The 17,417-nt window shown below is 45.9% G+C and carries 20 protein-coding genes; 7 read left to right on the top strand and 13 right to left on the bottom strand.

Annotated features, from left to right (window positions below; genetic code table 11):
- From ABUE20_RS18210 to ABUE20_RS18220, 3 genes are all read left to right on the top strand, one after another.
- Positions 1-186: hypothetical protein (locus ABUE20_RS18210; RefSeq protein WP_408621384.1), on the top strand; the 186-nt coding region annotated here is incomplete at its 5' end.
- 139 nt (positions 187-325) lie between these two features.
- Positions 326-769 (top strand): GNAT family N-acetyltransferase, encoded by a 444-nt coding sequence (locus ABUE20_RS18215; RefSeq protein WP_408621385.1) that lies wholly within the window; start codon positions 326-328, stop codon positions 767-769.
- Positions 770-848: 79 nt separating this feature from the next.
- Positions 849-1,166 carry an NIPSNAP family protein gene (locus tag ABUE20_RS18220; protein WP_408621386.1) on the top strand — a complete coding sequence of 106 codons (318 nt, stop codon included), beginning with the start codon at positions 849-851 and terminating at the stop codon, positions 1,164-1,166.
- Between the two features lie 17 nt (positions 1,167-1,183).
- On the opposite strand, the gene ABUE20_RS18225 is transcribed toward ABUE20_RS18220, so the two are convergent.
- Positions 1,184-2,119 (bottom strand): LysR family transcriptional regulator, encoded by a 936-nt coding sequence (locus ABUE20_RS18225; RefSeq protein WP_408621430.1) that lies wholly within the window; start codon positions 2,117-2,119, stop codon positions 1,184-1,186.
- Positions 2,120-2,262: 143 nt separating this feature from the next.
- On the opposite strand from ABUE20_RS18225, the gene ABUE20_RS18230 reads away from it, so the two are divergent.
- Positions 2,263-3,483: an MFS transporter gene (locus tag ABUE20_RS18230; protein WP_408621387.1), complete on the top strand. Its 1,221-nt coding sequence runs from the start codon at positions 2,263-2,265 to the stop codon at positions 3,481-3,483.
- A 104-nt stretch (positions 3,484-3,587) separates the two neighbouring features.
- Here ABUE20_RS18230 and ABUE20_RS18235 read toward each other — a convergent pair whose 3' ends face one another.
- The 9 genes from ABUE20_RS18235 to ABUE20_RS18275 form a co-directional block, all read right to left on the bottom strand.
- Positions 3,588-4,430, bottom strand: a complete 843-nt coding sequence (locus ABUE20_RS18235; RefSeq protein WP_408621388.1) for an MBL fold metallo-hydrolase — start codon at positions 4,428-4,430, stop codon at positions 3,588-3,590.
- Positions 4,431-4,955: 525 nt separating this feature from the next.
- Positions 4,956-6,026, bottom strand: a complete 1,071-nt coding sequence (locus ABUE20_RS18240) for a polysaccharide deacetylase family protein (protein WP_408621390.1) — start codon at positions 6,024-6,026, stop codon at positions 4,956-4,958.
- A 113-nt stretch (positions 6,027-6,139) separates the two neighbouring features.
- Positions 6,140-6,964, bottom strand: a complete 825-nt coding sequence (locus tag ABUE20_RS18245; protein WP_408621391.1) for a hypothetical protein — start codon at positions 6,962-6,964, stop codon at positions 6,140-6,142.
- Between the two features lie 451 nt (positions 6,965-7,415).
- Positions 7,416-7,796 carry a DUF4260 domain-containing protein gene (locus ABUE20_RS18250; protein WP_408621392.1) on the bottom strand — a complete coding sequence of 127 codons (381 nt, stop codon included), beginning with the start codon at positions 7,794-7,796 and terminating at the stop codon, positions 7,416-7,418.
- Between the two features lie 91 nt (positions 7,797-7,887).
- On the bottom strand, positions 7,888-8,454 hold the full coding sequence (gene cyaB, locus ABUE20_RS18255) for a class IV adenylate cyclase (RefSeq protein ID WP_408621393.1): 567 nt from the start codon (positions 8,452-8,454) through the stop codon (positions 7,888-7,890).
- A gap of 356 nt (positions 8,455-8,810) precedes the next feature.
- Entirely contained in the window at positions 8,811-9,032 is a 222-nt protein-coding gene (locus tag ABUE20_RS18260) for a hypothetical protein (RefSeq protein WP_408621394.1), read from the bottom strand.
- Between the two features lie 452 nt (positions 9,033-9,484).
- Positions 9,485-10,129, bottom strand: a complete 645-nt coding sequence (locus ABUE20_RS18265) for a glutathione S-transferase family protein (protein ID WP_408621395.1) — start codon at positions 10,127-10,129, stop codon at positions 9,485-9,487.
- Positions 10,130-10,362: 233 nt separating this feature from the next.
- Positions 10,363-10,698, bottom strand: a complete 336-nt coding sequence (locus ABUE20_RS18270; RefSeq protein WP_408621396.1) for a lipoprotein — start codon at positions 10,696-10,698, stop codon at positions 10,363-10,365.
- A gap of 427 nt (positions 10,699-11,125) precedes the next feature.
- Positions 11,126-11,299: a hypothetical protein gene (locus tag ABUE20_RS18275; RefSeq protein WP_408621397.1), complete on the bottom strand. Its 174-nt coding sequence runs from the start codon at positions 11,297-11,299 to the stop codon at positions 11,126-11,128.
- Between the two features lie 73 nt (positions 11,300-11,372).
- Here ABUE20_RS18275 and ABUE20_RS18280 point away from each other — a divergent pair, with 73 nt between their 5' ends.
- Entirely contained in the window at positions 11,373-11,792 is a 420-nt protein-coding gene (locus ABUE20_RS18280; RefSeq protein WP_408621398.1) for a hypothetical protein, read from the top strand.
- A gap of 58 nt (positions 11,793-11,850) precedes the next feature.
- Here the strand turns inward: ABUE20_RS18280 and ABUE20_RS18285 are convergent, their stop codons facing one another.
- A complete protein-coding gene (locus ABUE20_RS18285; RefSeq protein WP_408621399.1) occupies positions 11,851-13,176 on the bottom strand; it encodes a 6-phospho-beta-glucosidase in 1,326 nt (441 codons plus the stop codon).
- Positions 13,177-13,274: 98 nt separating this feature from the next.
- Between ABUE20_RS18285 and ABUE20_RS18290 the strand changes: the two genes are divergently transcribed.
- Positions 13,275-14,249 carry a LysR substrate-binding domain-containing protein gene (locus ABUE20_RS18290; RefSeq protein WP_408621400.1) on the top strand — a complete coding sequence of 325 codons (975 nt, stop codon included), beginning with the start codon at positions 13,275-13,277 and terminating at the stop codon, positions 14,247-14,249.
- 43 nt (positions 14,250-14,292) lie between these two features.
- On the opposite strand, the gene ABUE20_RS18295 is transcribed toward ABUE20_RS18290, so the two are convergent.
- On the bottom strand, positions 14,293-14,619 hold the full coding sequence (locus tag ABUE20_RS18295; RefSeq protein ID WP_408621401.1) for a hypothetical protein: 327 nt from the start codon (positions 14,617-14,619) through the stop codon (positions 14,293-14,295).
- A gap of 628 nt (positions 14,620-15,247) precedes the next feature.
- Between ABUE20_RS18295 and ABUE20_RS18300 the strand changes: the two genes are divergently transcribed.
- Entirely contained in the window at positions 15,248-16,312 is a 1,065-nt protein-coding gene (locus ABUE20_RS18300; RefSeq protein ID WP_408621402.1) for an SMP-30/gluconolactonase/LRE family protein, read from the top strand.
- Between the two features lie 75 nt (positions 16,313-16,387).
- On the opposite strand, the gene ABUE20_RS18305 is transcribed toward ABUE20_RS18300, so the two are convergent.
- Positions 16,388-17,374, bottom strand: coding sequence for a DMT family transporter (locus ABUE20_RS18305; RefSeq protein ID WP_408621403.1), 987 nt, complete (start codon positions 17,372-17,374; stop codon positions 16,388-16,390).
- Positions 17,375-17,417: the final 43 nt, after the last annotated feature.

Here is a 17,417-nt window from a genome sequence, read left to right on the forward strand (position 1 = left end):
CCCCACCCTAACCCTCCCCTTCATAAGGGGAGGGAACTCTCAGACTTCCCGTTCCAAGGTATCATTTCATTTTCTCCCCCTTCTCAAAGGGAAGGTCAGGTGGGGGTGTTCAAAGAACCTGTACCTCACCTCTCTCCAAATATCACCACTAGAAAAAGCAAAAACATTCATTCCTCCCCTTTTTAAGGGGGAGGTCAGGTGGGGGTGTTCAAAGGGCCGGATCTCATTTCACTTCAAATAACACAACTGGATATTCCTTAGTCTGACTAGCTTGTGATAGGCTTTATTCACTTTCTTTTCAATGATGAACCGGAATATCAAACCTATGGAGATCACTCTGCGACCGGCACTCGAATCTGATATTGAATTTCTGATGGATCTGCGCCGAACTACATTACACCGTTATATCGACGAGATCGGCATGCCGAACTCCCAGGAAGCGTATCGAGAACGGGTTTTATATAAATTCGACTGCGCTCAGATCGTCGAAGTGAACGGTTCACCGGCCGGTTTATTTAAGGTGGAATATCATGCGGATCAACATCAGTGGTACGTCATTCAGATCCAAATTGCAGCCGATTACCAAAACCTGAAAATCGGCAGCCAGCTTATCCACTCTCTACAGGAAAAAGCGCGTCTTGACGGCGCAAGTGTCGGGCTGGGGGTCATCAAAACCAATCCTGCACAGCGTCTGTATGCCCGGCTTGGATTCAAACAGGTGGGAGAAAGTAAATTTGAGTATGAATTAGAGTTTCACCCTGAATCATAACATCGATGGTCCTTTTACTCCCCAAACACAAAGAACTCAGGCATGATACACAGCTAATTTAAAGATGAGGAACCAACCATTGATCACCTGTTATGTTCGTTATGTCATCGATCCTAAAAAACTCGATGTTTTTGAAACCTATGCCAATATGTGGATCCCTCTAGTTCAGAAATTCGGTGGCCAGCATCATGGCTATTTTTTACCAGCCGAAGGGGCGAATAATATTGCGTTGGCCCTATTTTCATTCGAAAGCTTATCTGCCTATGACAACTACCGCACCTTATCACTGCATGATGAAGAGTGCCTTAAAGCATTTGAGTTTGCTGAACAAGCCGACTGTATTATCAGTTATGAACGCAGCTTCTTCAGACCGCTGTTAGGGCCTGAAGCTCACTAATCCAGCGACAACTGGCATTAAATTTCGGTAAGCTGGTGGATCATCGCGGGCATCTGCTGGCGCATTTCATCAACGAATAACCGTAATTTGGCCGGATAAAAACGCGCATAAGGATACAAAATATACACTGGCAGCGGTTTGAGCTGCCATTCGTGACAAACCTGCTGCAAAAGTCCGGCATGAATATCTGGCTTCAACAGCCACTGAGATCCCACGCAAAAGCCAATGCCTTCAATCGCGGCACTGCGCAGCGCATACAAGCTGTCGGTATAAAAACGTGGGGTCAGATCCAGCGTAAATTCGGCCTGACTCCGGCAATGTTTTAGTTGGAGTTGTCGCCGGTAAAAAGTTTGCAACGCCAGCCATGGCTGATTTTCCAGTTGCCGCGGATGATTTAACGGACCTGCCGCCGCGACCACCGACGGAGCAGCCGCAAGCAAGCGTGGCACTTCGGCTATTTTGATGGCTACCATATTGGCATCCGTCACCTCCCCGACCTGGATCGCACAATCAATATTTTCAGCGATAAAATCATGGATCGAGCGATCATCATGCAACAGCCACTCCACACTCAACCGCGGATACCGCCGCATAAAATCAGCCAATGGCCCTACCAACGCCTCTTGTCCAAATGCATGCGGCGCAATCACCCGTAAAGTGCCCTCCGGATCCCGCAGGGTACCGGTCAACTCACTGTCAAAACGATCCCAGTGTTCCAACAGCTCCCGAGCACCTTGATAATATCGCTCGCCGACTTCGGTCAGCCGAAATTGATGCGTTGAACGGTTTATCAATCGGATCCCTAATTGCTGTTCCAATGTTTTTAACCGTCGGCTCACAGTCGGTTGCGTGGTATTAAGCTGCCGAGCAGCAGCCGATAGCGACCCGGCTTCGACGATACGTACAAAGGTTCGCATCAGCTCAACCCGGTCCGGAACAGTCGTCAATACCATCACATCCCCTCATTATGTGTAAAATATCCAATCCATATAATGCCATATATACGCCTTATGTATATCTGTAGTTCAAATCAGCCATCTATACCGATGGTTATGCATAATGGACAATAGAGACATCGAATACAGAGGACAACCCCATGAAACAAACTCATAACAACGCATCCCCGACGAGTCTGTCGATGCCACTCATTTTAACGTTGGCCATAGCCTGTGGCTTATCCGTCGCGTCACTTTATTATAGCCATCCATTGCTCCCATTATTGGCCGCTTCATTTTCAGTCGACGACAGCCAGATTGGTGCCCTGCCGACACTGACTCAGGCCGGATATGCACTGGGGCTGTTATTGCTGGTGCCACTGGGAGATAAATTTGAACGACGCAAAGTCATTCTGATCAAAGGTATCGCGCTGGCGCTGGCGCTGGCATTAACGGCCAGCTGCCACGGTCTGCCGCTCCTTCTCGGCTCCAGCCTCGTAGTCGGCATCACCGCGTCAATGGCTCAAGATATTATTCCTGCGGCCGCACTGCTGGCTGATCCCAAAGCGCGAGGACGCGTCATTGGGTTGGTGATGACCGGGCTGCTCACCGGGATCCTGCTTTCACGAGTCTTTAGTGGTCTGCTCGGCGATCTGCTCGGCTGGCGCAGCGTGTACTGGATTGCCGCCGCAGCAATGTTATTACTGAGCCTGCTCCTGTGGTTTGCGTTACCATCCATTGCGCCACAGAGCCAACTGTCGGCCAAAGAAGTTTATCGCTCTATGTGGCAATTGCTAAAAAGTCAGCCTCAGATCCAAAAAGCCGCATTGGCACAAGGACTGTTAAATGCTGCATTTAGTGCTTTCTGGACCACGTTGGCGCTGATGCTCAGCCAACAATTCCAACTAGGGAGTAGTGTGGCCGGTCTATTTGGTCTAGCCGGTGCCGCCGGAGCCTTAGCCGCACCAATGGTTGGAAAACTGGCCGATAAATACGGCCCACAAAGATTAGCTCGAATAGGTGCCTTACTCGTCAGCCTCAGCTTTTTAGGCATGATGATCCCGGCTTCATTGCTCTCAGTCTCACTGTATCTGACCCTGCTGGCGATTTTAACTGTAGGCTTTGATTTAGGAGTACAAATGGCGATGGTATCTCATCAAACCATCATCTATAACACGGCTCCTCAAGCGATGGCTCGTGGTAATGCGCTGCTGTTAGTCGGTGTATTTATCGGTATGACACTGGGCAGTTACGCCGCCAGCTTGTTATTTGCTAGCCATGGTTGGCAAGGTGTGATGGGATTTGCACTAATCGTTTCCGCTATCGCCTTGCTCCTGCGGCTATTACCTAGCAAAACCCCCGTGATGGTGCAGGAACCTTAATCTCATCCCTTGTTCCCAGAGATAACAACCGGGCTACGACTCTACTTCCAAGCAGGAAAACGAATGTAGCCCGATTGTCCCGCAGCCCATAATCAGGCATCCCTCTACGAATAACGAAGCGTGAGTCCAACCCCAACCTCCCGCACATCAACATACTCAGAAAGTGCAAACCGAGATTTCAGATCAGTACAATGACAAGGATGAATGCAGGGCACATGCAGCTGTTCAAAATAACTCAACGTCTGCTGTAATTGGCCCGGCTCAGGATCCAACAGATGAAAGCCACCGATCACATCCACGATCCGCGTATCCTCACAGACCTGCTTCGCATACTCAATGATGTTACAGATCCCGGCATGTGAACAGCCAGTAATCACAACCAGCCCCTGAGCTGATTTATAAGCCAGCGCTGAATCATCTCGGACAAAATCCGCCACCATTTCACCGGTTTCTGCGTGCCCGCACATGCCAACCGGAACTTGATTTTCAAACGTATTAAGCTTGGGAATTTCGCCTAAGAAGACCAGTCGCTCGGTAAGCCATTGCGGTTCCCGGCTCAACGCCAGTTTAAAATGTCGACTCAGCCGAGCAGCGCTCAGCACCGAGCCAATTTCATCTTCCGCATCCGCTTTATAAGCAAAAGCTTCCGGATGAGCCATCAGGGTAGGTCTGGTCAACGATCTCCCTTCTGCAGCAGCTTCGGAATAAAACCGAAGCAACGGGATCAAGCCACCGGTATGATCATTATGTCCGTGCGATAACACAACGTGATCAATATCTATGAGCGGTTCACCCATTTTGTGGGCATTTTGCATAAACACATCAGAATACCCAACATCAAATAAAATATGCCGCTCACCGTCATGGATCAGGTAACAAACCCCTGGCTCGCCGACATAATAACGATCGATGATGGTGTTGTTATCCACCAATACTTTTAGTTCCATCTTTACTCTACTGTCATTCTTTTATCCGTTTCATGAATCCATACTATACAGGTATCTGACCCAGTACGATGGCTCCAAAGCGATGGAAAGATAAACAGCCATTGACTAAACACAAAGACACCTGAAATAACCCTTTTTATTTCTCTTTAAAAAAAATATAGATAAAACAAATTATTAGCAACGCAATCAAAAAAAAAGGGTAACAAGGTTGATTGCCATTAACCCATTGTCATCCCATCCATTTGTGCTATTTTTATCTAGTTCACTGCCGCATAGGCAGCTTAGAAAACTGGCATTGCCATTCAATACCATGAAAGCTAGTTCACTGCCGCATAGGCAGCTTAGGTGACGAAAGTTCGAAACACAGTTTCGCAACTTGAGGAAGTGAGGTCATGGATGACCGATGTGAGCCGCTCCAAGGATGGATTTTTGCAACCTTCTTCAGCAAGGCACCGTCGTTTATGGCGGTACCGTTTTATACAGCGATTGGGGGTGAAAAATTCAATGCGATCTGTTTCGGAGTGTTCATCCGCGATAGGTTACGGTTTTCCCAGCCGGAAGAGCAACACCTTGCCCATTGTGATTCACCCAAACCGTACGCGGTGAGTGATTGGTAAAAACGTGTCCATCATGGCTAACTTCAACAGATTCAAGCGCCTTCAGATAGAGCGCAATATCCCCCATGCTGGCATACCAAACATCGGGATGACCGGAAAGTTGCTGACAAATGCGCTCCATGAAGGCCCAATTATATTCTGAATTGGGATCGTCAAATTCCCAACTGTGCCCCCAAATGAGAAACAAAGATAGTTTGGCCCCCTCTTCAGCTAAGAACCGCTGAGTGATCGCATATGATTGATTATGGTGCTCACTTGGACGCCAGCGCAATAGATCACCGGGAAGTCTGAAATCATGAGTTTCAGGGACAACGCGGCCATACATAAGCCCCCACTCTTCCATCCGTTTCAGCATCGGGATGTTGTAGCTGCCAAACGGATAGGACATTCCAAGCATCGGATGATGAAGCAATTTTTCTAATCGTTGCTGCTCATCGTATATTTCTGAACGAATATGGGCTTCAGTCGCGTGATACAAAAATGGATGCGTTGATGAATGCATCGAGATTTCATGCCCTTGGTACACCGGCTCGAGCAAATCCTCCGGAACTTTGCTGGGATCACCGGTCAACCCAGAATTAATGTGAAAGGTCCCTTTGATCCCATATTTAGTGAACAAACGGGTGAGCCGGATATCCTGAATCACACCGTCGTCATAACTCATTACCAGCGCTTTTTTCAGTCCGTTTGGGAAAGTAAAAAAATCATAATGATCTGGTTTTATCGTCCAGAGATCGCCATCCACATACCAAGCTTGTGGTTTATCCAGATAATAATCTTCTGTTTGAGCACCCTGCCCATCGGTCAAAACAAAGCAGACATGGTTGCGGCCTTTCATCGCGTGCGTATACCAACCATCTTTTCCTGGTTTCAGTCTGACACCGGGCCATTGAGTCTGAAATTTTTCAGGATTTTGTTCATCCCATAAATGAATATAAACAGTTTGCCAGCTTTCCGGTTTCTTCAGATGAATTAGCATAGGAAAATACCATCGCTCTATTTAGGAATAGAACCACTCCATCAAGACAAAGAGCGGTTACTCTCCATGAAATATTAAAAATATAGATGACCCCATCCAAACTTTCCATGCCGTTATTGCTTCACAATATTAAATTCCGGAGCATCCTGATCCACAATCCAGCCATGGGATCCAGAGTGACCATGACTGCAAATGCGATCATAAGTGCCCACATCCTGAGTAAAAAGCAGCATTGCCGGAGGACGGTGTGTGTATTTTAAAATGGCATACAAACCGCGTTCCTCACGAGGAACCGGCTCCGTAATCGTATGTGACGGAATCGTATAGTTGAAAGGGTTATTATAATCGGTCCCAATACTCGCCATATGGCGCGTAAAATCATTGACAAACGTCGCACAATCACAGTGATCTTGGTTGCAAGTTCTAAAGCGATGATTCATCCAGCGCCGATGTAATTCTTCCCCGCCTTGCTGGCAATAATCATAATTCAAAACCCAAAAAGCATATAACGTCGGTTTTCGGGAAATATGGTCCAGCCGGTTATAATCTGATGCCTGCCCGCCTTTCAACGCTAATCCGGGCGTCGCATGATAGATATAGGTATGACACTCTTCTGAATCAAATTTAGGAAAACGATGCACCCCAATGTGCGAATGCCCCATTCCATATCCGTAGGAAATCTGAGTCAAAACTAATAGTGGTAAATCTCGACCCACTGCATATAAGGAATCCCGCAGCGAACACCAATCCTGCCGGGCAACACATATATCAGGCATACGTTGGTTCCAGTTTATAAAACAACGAGCCAAACGTTGTTTCGTATTCAGATTTAATCTGGGGAAAAGTTGTGGCGGGAAATAGCCTTTAAGTAACTGTTGTGAGATCTGGACATCCGGTATCCGAGACCAATCAACCATATCTTTCGATATGACTGTCATTTGATTCACTGTTAAATGATCCATCGAGCTTAAATGCAATGATATATAATATTAAACCTTAGGATTTCAATTGATTATTTTCAAGCTGCGCTATAAATAATTTTAATTATAACCTATTTTAAATAAATTTAGGTTTGTCACTAATACTAAATAACTATATTTACCCTCATTATTTAATCCATCATTCTTTATTTTTATAACACGATTGAAGCCACATTAGATGGATTATAAATAAAATGATTCATGGCTAAAAATAAAAGATTTGGACACTATAAAGCGAACAGCGGTCCACCGCCGATCTCGCTTTTGATCAAGAAAGAGAAATTACGCTAATGCTAATGTCGGCCCAAGTAAACTCTCAGCAGTCATTCCCCGCCCGACCCAAAGTGCGTTAGGGGCGTTCCCAATGACCAGACTCATCTTGGGCCAGCAACGCATCAGCAATGGGGCATCAATCTGAAGCCTTGCCTATCTTCCCCAAATGCGTATTGCTAAAACCGCTTCCATACTTGAGACCATAGCCTAATGCCCGATCAAAACCGATATGCGCCATCCATATGAGTCCGGCCATCAAACATACTTTGGAGTTAAATAGTTCCCCCAGCCCCAAACCACATAAAGCGCCAATCAGCGAGTGCGCACCGTTATACAACACAGCGCCTATTTTGGGCCCAGCCAGATACCCCAAAAAAGATAAATCAGGGGCCAGAAAAAAGAGTGTAAACACACTCCAGCTATATCCCCCGGTATGATAGAAATATAAAGCCAGTAACACGATCAACAGGCTTTCAACCCGCAACGTCCATTTCACATGACCCACCACATATCCCATATAGAATCTCCATATTCCTTACAGCAATGGTTCATCGGCTAAAAAGGCTGCTGTTTTATTCAGATTACCGGCTTTTCAAAGAGAATACGAATCAAGATGAATGATTGCTGTTTTGCAGGTTTGCAACCATTTCCCGGTAGGATTTGTTTTCAAGGTGCGAAGCATCCAGCCCAAAGCGAGCCGACAGAGCCTCCAATTCTTGCCGATAAACGGGCAGTTTGGCTTCATCATCAGTCATAATGGCAAACTCGGCAAAAAAACCAATCCCTTGCAGATGATCCAGCGTGATATGGTAATCATCCATAAAGTAAATACTGCGCGTTTTATCGATCCGCAACACCGGCTGATATCCCATAGTCACGAGCATACTCCGGGCTGATTCGGCATTGGTAATTCGGGTCGCTTCACAGCGATCGGGTTCTGGGCCTTTCACAATCCATAATTTAATGCCGGACGGTTCCATCTCCCGGATACACACACTTTTGTGCTGGCGCTGTAGCCGCCGTTCAGATGTATCAAAATAGCAGTCAAACTCAGTATTATTTTCCAACATGACCTGATGAGGAAGTTGGCGCAGCTGTGCTAAAAACGCAGCTTCAGATGGCAATCGATACTTGAGCTCTACTTCATATTTACCTTTAAAATGTTCAATACTCATGACAACTCTAACTTTTCAATAAAACGTGGGATCCGGATGACTCATCCCCATACTTTATTTGCTTTTCTGAGGCAATAGACAAGCTATGTTTGCACTTTATCTGGAAGGCCATGTCGGTTAGTTTGAGCACCGCTGCGGCTTGTGGTTGTGTCTGTTGCAGTCGATAGACATAGTACTCTTTTGCTTTATCTTGATTGATTTGTTGTTTTGTCTGCGCGATAACGGACTCACACAGACAAGGCACAGACTATAAATGAATACACGACTTAATTTCATTTTTTCACAATGAACCATGGGGTCAATAAAAGGATAGGTTCCCTATTTCAAGTGGGTTGATCGACTTTTAAATCAACTGGTTATTCACTCATATCGATACTACCATCCCAAGGAACGCCGAACTTGCCGTTAGGGGGTGTTGTAAACCCTCCATAAAGAGCCCGATCCATCGCTTCTTGATGGTCTTCAGCCTGTTTTTGTATTGAATAAGGGTCTTGCGTTTTAAGTCCTCTAAACAAGTCCACTTCTGAGGCAGGGGTATCCATATCAGCTTTCCATTTTTGGAACAATTTTTTAAACATATTATTTCCCTTTTATGATTCATTTTTCGGCATATCAGATTTTGTGCTACTGCCTTCCGGACTCATGGGCATAGTTTAATGAATATTTGTACTCCCTTTCAGTCTACTCCCATTTTGGGTATCATCAACAATCGGCGTTATCTTCGCTAACTGATGTTTAACATCTCGATGGATCATGGAGTGAACATCCGCATTTGATTAAGCAGCCTACTTAAACCAACCAGACCGATAAAAATGAGTCTCGCAGCCAACGATAAGAGAACTTGCCCCTTAACATCGCGCAGCCCTCAATCGCACAGCGTTAAATCGAAGCTCAGCTTGTGAAGTTAACGCTGTGATTTTGAGGCCGATGGACCTTTAAGGGTATTGATGAGAAAGCGTTCAACCATAGCACTCGAGCATGGCGCATCAAAACCCAAGGCCATACTCAGCGTTGATATCTAGTGACTTCGTTAGTGTGTATCTCGACCTTGCAATTCACTAAAATCAGTCATCACCCATTTTTGATAACCGGGGCGCTGCTGTAATTGGACATACCAATTAGCCACGTTCAATGGAAGCTCAATCGTTAATCCCTGAGAAATCAGGCGATAAATAATAATCCCGCAACACAGATCGGCTAATGTGATCACGGAACCGGCGATATAATCGGAGTCTGTCAGCGCTTCTTCCAAAGCATTTAAACAGTGGCGACATTGGTCGAGTTCCCGCTGGACTCGTGTTACCTCTCGTTGGGACGGTGGAACCCGATAATAATTCTGAAAAATCCCGATAAAAGCTGACTGAAACTCCAAATGTGCCCAATCCATCCACCGTTCATAAATCGACCGCTCATACGCATCTTGCGAGTACCAATGACTCTTCGCCGCATAGGTTGCCGCTAAATAGCGCAAAATAGTGTGTGATTCCCAAACGGCATGCCCGGCATCCACTAAAACCGGTACTTTTCCCATCGGATTTAACTGATGAAACTCTGCCGTATCCAGCCCCTTAAACTTACCCCCTAACTCAATATGCTCATAATCCAAACCCAGCTCTTCGATAAACCATAAAATTTTCTGCACGTTAAGTGATGTTGCTCGGCCGTATAACTTCATAACGCCTCTCCAATCCAATGCCTTTTAAGATCCCTGTATCTTATATGATTTACCTTCATATCAGCAGTAGAGAGCCTAAAAAAACACCAGTTCTTCCGATATCCGGCGATATGTGCAGCCGACCTCACACCCAGAAGCATTCTGAAAATCCAATCGATAGCTGAAAGTGGCCAAATAAAGCAGCCTCTGGGCTGCTATAGGCTAAAAGAAGGGAAATAACTCACAAAAATTGATTAATGCACAAACACCCAACCTTCATCGCGTTTGGCAAACACCGATGTAGTCGTTTCAGTTTTCGTTTGGGTTTTCTGTTGCAGCAGTTCACTCGTGATCGTACTGGTCACATCATAAGTACACTTATAATTATCCCCAGATTTATCACAATCCACATGATCAACCGAATCGATCTTCACAGATAATCCCATCATCCCCACGAGACTCGAGGATGTTTGTTGATTAATCACCCGGTTCAGCGCAGCTTCAATATCATCACCCGAAGGGCCTCCGCCACATGCTGACAATGTTAATGTCAGAGCCATCACAGATGATAATGCGATGATTTTTTTCATTTTAAAGTTCCTTACATCCTTGGGTAAACGATCCTATACGGCTATATACTCCCCCCGGTGCTGAGGGTATCCTCGATCATTGAGGTTAACGCCAAAAACATGAATCCGAGCAGGCCCCATCATAGCCTTTCACCTGCCATGATAGACTAGCTTACAACATCGCTGTTCTATAATGTACACAATCCATTCTCGATATCCTAAATCATACGATCATTAAAAATAAATGTTGATTCGATAACTCATTGAAAATATGAGCTATATAACATCTTCCTACTATTTTAACACCACATTGTCTCACCATCGGCTACACGACATGTTTATATTTTCTGCATTCAAAAAATGCATCTAGCCATTGGCGACAAAGCTCTTTTATGCGTCTCTGCTCCAGCAATTCACTGAATATTCATTACCGACCGACACTGCGAACCTAAAAAAACCAAATGGAGAGCACTGGCAATCTCGCGTTGCATCCTTGCCAGCCCCCCAAATTATCATCTCGTTCCAGTTTCTCATTCAGTTCGATATTGCCACATCTACCATCGCCATCATCGGCCTTAAATCCTCGCACGGGTTCACTAAATACACCGATTAGTTCCGCCACGGTACCGGGTTTTTCCCCCATTTCGGCGTTAGGCTACATCCTCTGTTTTCTCTACACATAGCGAATGAAGGCCATGATGAATTACACACAAAATACCCATCCTGAAACATCCACCATTAAAGAGAATGAATGGGCGCTGTCCAACCGTTTGAATTTTTCTCCTTTTACTTCATGTATCGGGCTGGTGGGATACGATAAAAATCGCAATGGCGGGCTTTGGGGGATCCATTTGGTACAGGCTGTTGATGATTTTTTCAATGATGAAGATGCCAAAAAAGTAAGCCAGCTGGCAGTTGCCCACTGCGAAAAAAAACAACTCAAACTGTTCGGCTGCGCCAGCAGCTGGGAATTAAACACAGCCTACAGTGAACTGAAACGATTATTAGCTAATCAGGGATTTCGGGTTGATGTAATCACCCAACCTAAAGATGATGGCTCCTACACCACCACTTACAATACGGTGACTGGCAGTATTGATATCGTCAAAAGCTAAGCTACGTACTCAGACAAAACTCAGACAGCCGTCGTCCGGTGGCTGTCCGAGTTTTCAGCTACTGATACAGATGTCGGTATTGCGGCATATAGTCCAAATTTTCCCGAATCGTTTCGTCTAAAGCACTCTTTAGTATGCTGCCGGTATTGACAATCGGATTGAGGATCAAGGCCCGATGTGCCAGCTCTTTATTGCCGGTTACAGCCGCTTCAACCGTGAGAGATTCAAACTGTTTCATCAGCTGGATCAACCGCAGTGTATCTTCTTCAAACGGCTCCACATTCAACGGTAATGGTCCGGATTTAGTTATCACACAACTAACCTCAACCGTGCAATGATCTGGTAGCCCGCTGATGGTGCCGTTATTACGGGTATTCACATGCATGATGGTGCGTTTGTCATTATAAATGGAGGTCATCAGTTCGCAGGCAGCTTCCGAGTAATACTGCCCGCCTCGTTGTTCCAGCTCTTTGGGTTTTTCATGTTGCTGCGGCCGCCGATAGATATCAAACAGCCGTTTTTCAATGGCTTTCACCACTTCACCCCGGGTCCCTTCACGATTAGCTTCTGCGACTTCCTGATCCATCATATCCTGCGAAATATAATAGTAGCGAAGGTATGGACACGGGATCATGCCAAGGCTGCGGATCAAATCAGCTGGCCAGCGAAACGGGGGAATATTCGATGGCACCAGCGGATCATTTCCCGCCACCACCTGCTCTAGAACTTCCGGCAATTTATCGACGCCGCCATCTAAAATTTTCCGAACCCAAATCAAATGGTTTAACCCGGCAACCTGCACGATCAACTTCGTTTCATCGGCATTCAGCAATTTAGCAATCCCTTTTTGTAAAATCACCGGCACGTTACACAGCCCAATGGCTTTCACATGGGAGTAACGCAAAATGGCTTCCGTAACCATCCCGGACGGATTGGTAAAGTTCAGCAACCAGGCATCTGGACAGTAACGCTCAATCTCTTTACAAATTTCTAATGCGATCGGAATCGTTCGATTGGCATTGGCAAAGCCGCCGAGCCCGTTGGTTTCCTGACCGATCATGCCGTATTTTAGCGAGATCCGCTCATCGCGAATTCGCCCTTCTAAACATCCGGCCCGGAACTGGGAACAAATAAAATCAGCCCCAGTTAAAGCTTCCATCCGATTTAAAGTGACATGGACCTGAATATGACTCAATTGATTGTTTTCCAGCATCCGTCGGGTCAATCCAGCAATAATGGTGACTTTTTCCCAACCTTCTTCGATATCCACCAACCATAGTTCCCGGATCGGCAGTTCATCTTTGCGTTTAATCAGCCCCTCAATCAGTTCCGGCGTATAGCTGGACCCGGCGCCAATAATCGCTATTTTCAGACCTTGTTTCATACGTTTTCCTTGTTATGGATAATCTCATCTGATTAAATAACAGCGAGTAACGCTCGACAAACCAAATATTTCCGCCTATGAATTAGATGAACTAATGTATGGATCCGACTCTTCACCATCAACAGTTATTGGCTAACATGCATACTTTTTGCTTGGCCGCGAATAGTTTGAGTTTTACCAAGGCGGCCGAAGCGCTGTGTATTACCCAAGGCGCAGTCAGTCAGCGCATTAAATGCTTAGAGGAGCAACTGGGATTTTCGTTGTTTGTGCGCATGACTCGAAAACTAGCGCTCACCGTGGAAGGACAGCGATTACTGGATGTATTAACGCCTTCATTTAATCGTATTTTTTCTGAGATCGACGATATCAAATTCAATGAGTTAAGCGGCGAATTATATATTGGCGTGGCGCCGACCTTCGCCAAGATCTGGTTGCTCCCCAAACTGACGGATTTCCATGAACAATATCCGAATCTGAATATGAAAATTCGTATGAAAGGCAGCCCACTAAACTTCCAGCAAGAACCGGTTGATATTGCCATTTATTACAGTGATGGTCGCCATCCCAATTTTGTGCATCAGCGATTATTTGATGAAGCACTCACGCCGGTATGCAGCCCAGATTATTTCCGAAAGCTGTTTGGCAGCGACACCTTGCCCAAGCACTGGGAATCACAATTTCGTGAGGCTACATTTATCCATAACACCGAATCATTAGAATTTATCCGTCCGGATGAAGAGTGGAATGAATGGCTCGATCGCCAAAGTAATCCAGCCCTTAAATCTGTGGATGTGTTAGCCAAGCACTACATTATTAATCACTGTGATATGACGATTGATGCCGCCGAAGCAGGAATGGGCATGAGCATGGCCCGCACGTTATTGGTGAGAGATCGACTGCGTCAGGGGGCTTTAGTAGCCCCATTTGAGCGAGTTAAAGCCAAATTGGGATACGATCTGATTTTTCCGATGAGTTATGCCAGTCGGCCTAAGATTCAGGCATTTATCCAATGGCTGAATACACAGATTACACTGGAATCTGTGTCACAGGATAAGACTCAACCCCCGACTTAAAGCTCAAAACAGGCGCTCAAACGCCTGTTTCAGAGCGGATGGCTCATACACCTTCTTCTTCCCCAATCGGTTCATTGCTAGTAGATAACCCGCCCCATAAATTCGTATCATTAAATCCAATATACAGCGGCTTTTCCTGCCGAAGCGTGTCTAAGATGGATCCCAACTGACTGCCGCTAAAACGAAGATACAAATATCCGGCACTGGTTTTTGAGCTAGCAGGGATCGAGGCGCCTTCCTGATAAAAATAGAGACTCCCCTTAAATGCATTATCATAGTAGCAATTAATAACCGCTGTTTGTTGATAACCATTGTCTTGGTTGTAATGATAAACACGATAATTATCTATTTCATAACTGGTAATCGCCATTAATTTATTCCTTCTATCCACTGAATGTCTCAGGCCTCATCATGTGGCCCACGGTTCTCGATCAACAACAATCTCAATAGGTCTTTATCCATCACTTCTCGCGCCCCACCTTCGAAGCATTACCCCCCGTCCACGGGGATCAATTAGAAGCGATGCTGCTACGCGTTATCATTTTTATCATTATTTGCATTTAAGTTACTTTTTTAAAAAAGGTATCAAAACGGAACCCTAAATAACCGCTTTAAGATCCACAACTCTTATGAGTTATAGGATAGGATCACACTTTTTACAAAGTTATTTATCAATAAATGAGGGCCGTTTATGGACACTTAAAAATCCCTACACTTGATGTTTATCACTCCAAAAGTCATGCGGTTATTGCATCTTCGGCCACCTCTTTGAGCGCTCGTTATTTTTTCCATTTCGAGTGTCGTTTTCAGATTCAGCTCACAAAATAACAACAAATTTGCATCATACAGTTGCGAAATATCATTCCCAGGGATAGTTTTCATATCGAAGTTACCGGTAACAGTTACGGGTAACAATTATCGGTCATCGAAATCAAACCGATAGGTTGTCATGTATATAACTCTATAAAACAAAACGAAAAATAACACCGGAGTATCCAATGGATCTGATTGAACATCGAAATATAAAAACAACATTACTCGCTGCCGCCCTACTCTTCCCGGCCGCAAGTAGTCTGGCGGCCCCAACAACCACTTCATCAACAGTTCCTTTACATGTCGAACGATTCGTTCCGGGAACCGAACAAATTATTCCGGAACAAGCATCACTAAAAATTCTGGCCCAAGGCTATCACTGGGTCGAGGGCCCGGTTTGGTATCAAAACCAATTGCTGTTCTCCGATATCCCAGACAATACTATCTATAGTTGGACTCCAGATTCTGGTGTGCATGTTTTTGCTAAAAAAACGGGATATCAGGGATCGGCACCTTTTGCGGGCATCGAACCGGGGTCAAACGGCATGGCCGTCGATCCTGAAGGGCGGTTAACGATCGCCGGACACGCCCGTCGCATGGTCTTCCGCCTTAATGGTTCACACTACAGTGATGGGATCACAACGCTCGCTATGCGTTATCAAGGAAAATTGCTCAATAGTCCGAACGATCTCATATATAAAAATGATGGCTCGTTGTACTTTACGGATCCCCCATACGGGCTGGAAACCCAGAGCGATAAAGATCCGAAAAAACAGTTGAAGGTTGACGGTGTTTACCGAATCATCGCAGCTAGCCAGTATGCCGGCGGCTCAGCGAAAAAACCGGTTCTGCAACAGCTGGTGACCGATTTACCTCGGCCCAATGGCATCGCTTTTTCTGCCGATGAAAAATACCTTTATGTCAGCAATTCCGAACCCCAAAAAATCTGGATGCGCTATCCGGTAAAAGCTGATGGTTCATTAGGCAAAGGTCAGGTGTTCTATGATGCCAGCCATGATCCTCAGCGTGGAAATCCCGATGGAATGGCCGTCGATCAAGACAATCATCTGTTCAGTGCTGGACCAGGTGGCGTCTGGGTCTTTTCACCTGAAGGCCAGCATCTGGCAACCCTGTCGATCCCGGAAAAAGTTGGCAATGTCACCTTTGGTGGTCAAGACCGGCAAACGCTATTTATCACGGCAACCGATAAAGTCTATGCCATCCACCTAAATGTGGCTGGATTGCATTAAGCTGCGATCCGATTCTTCATACGATTTTGCCCTAAACCTAAATGAAGCCTGATTCAACATCAGGCTTTATCTCATTTATTCGGCCATCACACGTTCACACAGACGGGCCCTTCGGCGCGCACCAAACTCCGACAGAACGATCCCAAGGCTCACACATCCCAATGCGACCCAATACACTGAGCTGAATCCAGCCCGCTCATCTGCAAACACCGCTAACGCCATCGCAGTACTAAACAACGGCAATAAATTCATCACTAATGCCGCCCGATTTCCCCCTAATGCAATCACGCCTTCCATATAGAACAACTTTGAAATAATTGCGATAAAGATCCCAACATAAACAATAATGGCAAGTGCTCGAGTGATTTGCAGCGAAGATGGATGCTCCGGCTCTAACCAGTGCCATTGCGAGCCACGCAACGAATCAAACAACCAAAATGGGGTGGCGACCAATAATGCCGCCAGACACATCGCCCACATCTGGCTACTCCAGTGTACTGATGATGGAGCCCGACGCAGCGCCAGCGAATATGCAGCATAGATCACAGCTGAGATCAGGATTAAACTATCCGCCGGCGTCGGCCGCCAACTCAGCAACGCTCCCAAAGCCCCATCGGTAAGTAACCACAACACCCCAAACAAAGAACAGCCAATACCGACACCTTGTAAATAATGCACTCGCTGGCGCATCAACAACACACTCAGCACGAGTGTCATCACGGGGATCAGGCTGTGAATAATCGCAACATTAACCGCCCGCGCACCATAGGCAAATGCACTATAGAGCAACAGATTAAAGACACAAAAGGCGCTTCCCCCCCAGATCAAAAACCACCATTTATGAGCCAGTAGTTGTGACCCGTCGGCCCGGATCCGACGCCAGAACATCAGTCCCAACACGACAGTCGCGACCAACCAACGATAAAAAGTCAATTGATAAGAACTCAACAGGCCAACCGACAGCTTGCCGATCACATTACTACTGGACCAAATGACCGGTGCCATCAGCAACATAAAATAAGGGTGAGGAAGTCCAGAACGTCGATTTACAAAGTGGTGCATGTTTTTTCCTTAAGTTACAGGAAGCCACATCCCCACAAAAAAT

This window comes from Celerinatantimonas marina, from assembly GCF_046054165.1.
In the GTDB taxonomy this organism is placed as follows: Bacteria; Pseudomonadota; Gammaproteobacteria; order Enterobacterales; family Celerinatantimonadaceae; genus Celerinatantimonas.

Coding starts and splice junctions, on each gene's coding strand:
- ABUE20_RS18250 (WP_408621392.1), bottom strand. CDS start 7,796: ATGGGATATGTGGTGGGTCATGTGAAATGGACGTTGCGGGTTGAAAGC.
- ABUE20_RS18265 (WP_408621395.1), bottom strand. CDS start 10,129: ATGAAGTTATACGGCCGAGCAACATCACTTAACGTGCAGAAAATTTTA.
- ABUE20_RS18240 (WP_408621390.1), bottom strand. CDS start 6,026: ATGCTAATTCATCTGAAGAAACCGGAAAGCTGGCAAACTGTTTATATT.
- ABUE20_RS18215 (WP_408621385.1), top strand. CDS start 326: ATGGAGATCACTCTGCGACCGGCACTCGAATCTGATATTGAATTTCTG.
- ABUE20_RS18285 (WP_408621399.1), bottom strand. CDS start 13,176: ATGAAACAAGGTCTGAAAATAGCGATTATTGGCGCCGGGTCCAGCTAT.
- ABUE20_RS18300 (WP_408621402.1), top strand. CDS start 15,248: ATGGATCTGATTGAACATCGAAATATAAAAACAACATTACTCGCTGCC.
- ABUE20_RS18230 (WP_408621387.1), top strand. CDS start 2,263: ATGAAACAAACTCATAACAACGCATCCCCGACGAGTCTGTCGATGCCA.
- ABUE20_RS18245 (WP_408621391.1), bottom strand. CDS start 6,964: ATGACAGTCATATCGAAAGATATGGTTGATTGGTCTCGGATACCGGAT.
- ABUE20_RS18305 (WP_408621403.1), bottom strand. CDS start 17,374: ATGCACCACTTTGTAAATCGACGTTCTGGACTTCCTCACCCTTATTTT.
- ABUE20_RS18290 (WP_408621400.1), top strand. CDS start 13,275: ATGGATCCGACTCTTCACCATCAACAGTTATTGGCTAACATGCATACT.
- ABUE20_RS18280 (WP_408621398.1), top strand. CDS start 11,373: ATGATGAATTACACACAAAATACCCATCCTGAAACATCCACCATTAAA.
- cyaB (WP_408621393.1), bottom strand. CDS start 8,454: ATGAGTATTGAACATTTTAAAGGTAAATATGAAGTAGAGCTCAAGTAT.
- ABUE20_RS18295 (WP_408621401.1), bottom strand. CDS start 14,619: ATGGCGATTACCAGTTATGAAATAGATAATTATCGTGTTTATCATTAC.
- ABUE20_RS18235 (WP_408621388.1), bottom strand. CDS start 4,430: ATGGAACTAAAAGTATTGGTGGATAACAACACCATCATCGATCGTTAT.
- ABUE20_RS18225 (WP_408621430.1), bottom strand. CDS start 2,119: ATGGTATTGACGACTGTTCCGGACCGGGTTGAGCTGATGCGAACCTTT.
- ABUE20_RS18270 (WP_408621396.1), bottom strand. CDS start 10,698: ATGAAAAAAATCATCGCATTATCATCTGTGATGGCTCTGACATTAACA.
- ABUE20_RS18260 (WP_408621394.1), bottom strand. CDS start 9,032: ATGTTTAAAAAATTGTTCCAAAAATGGAAAGCTGATATGGATACCCCT.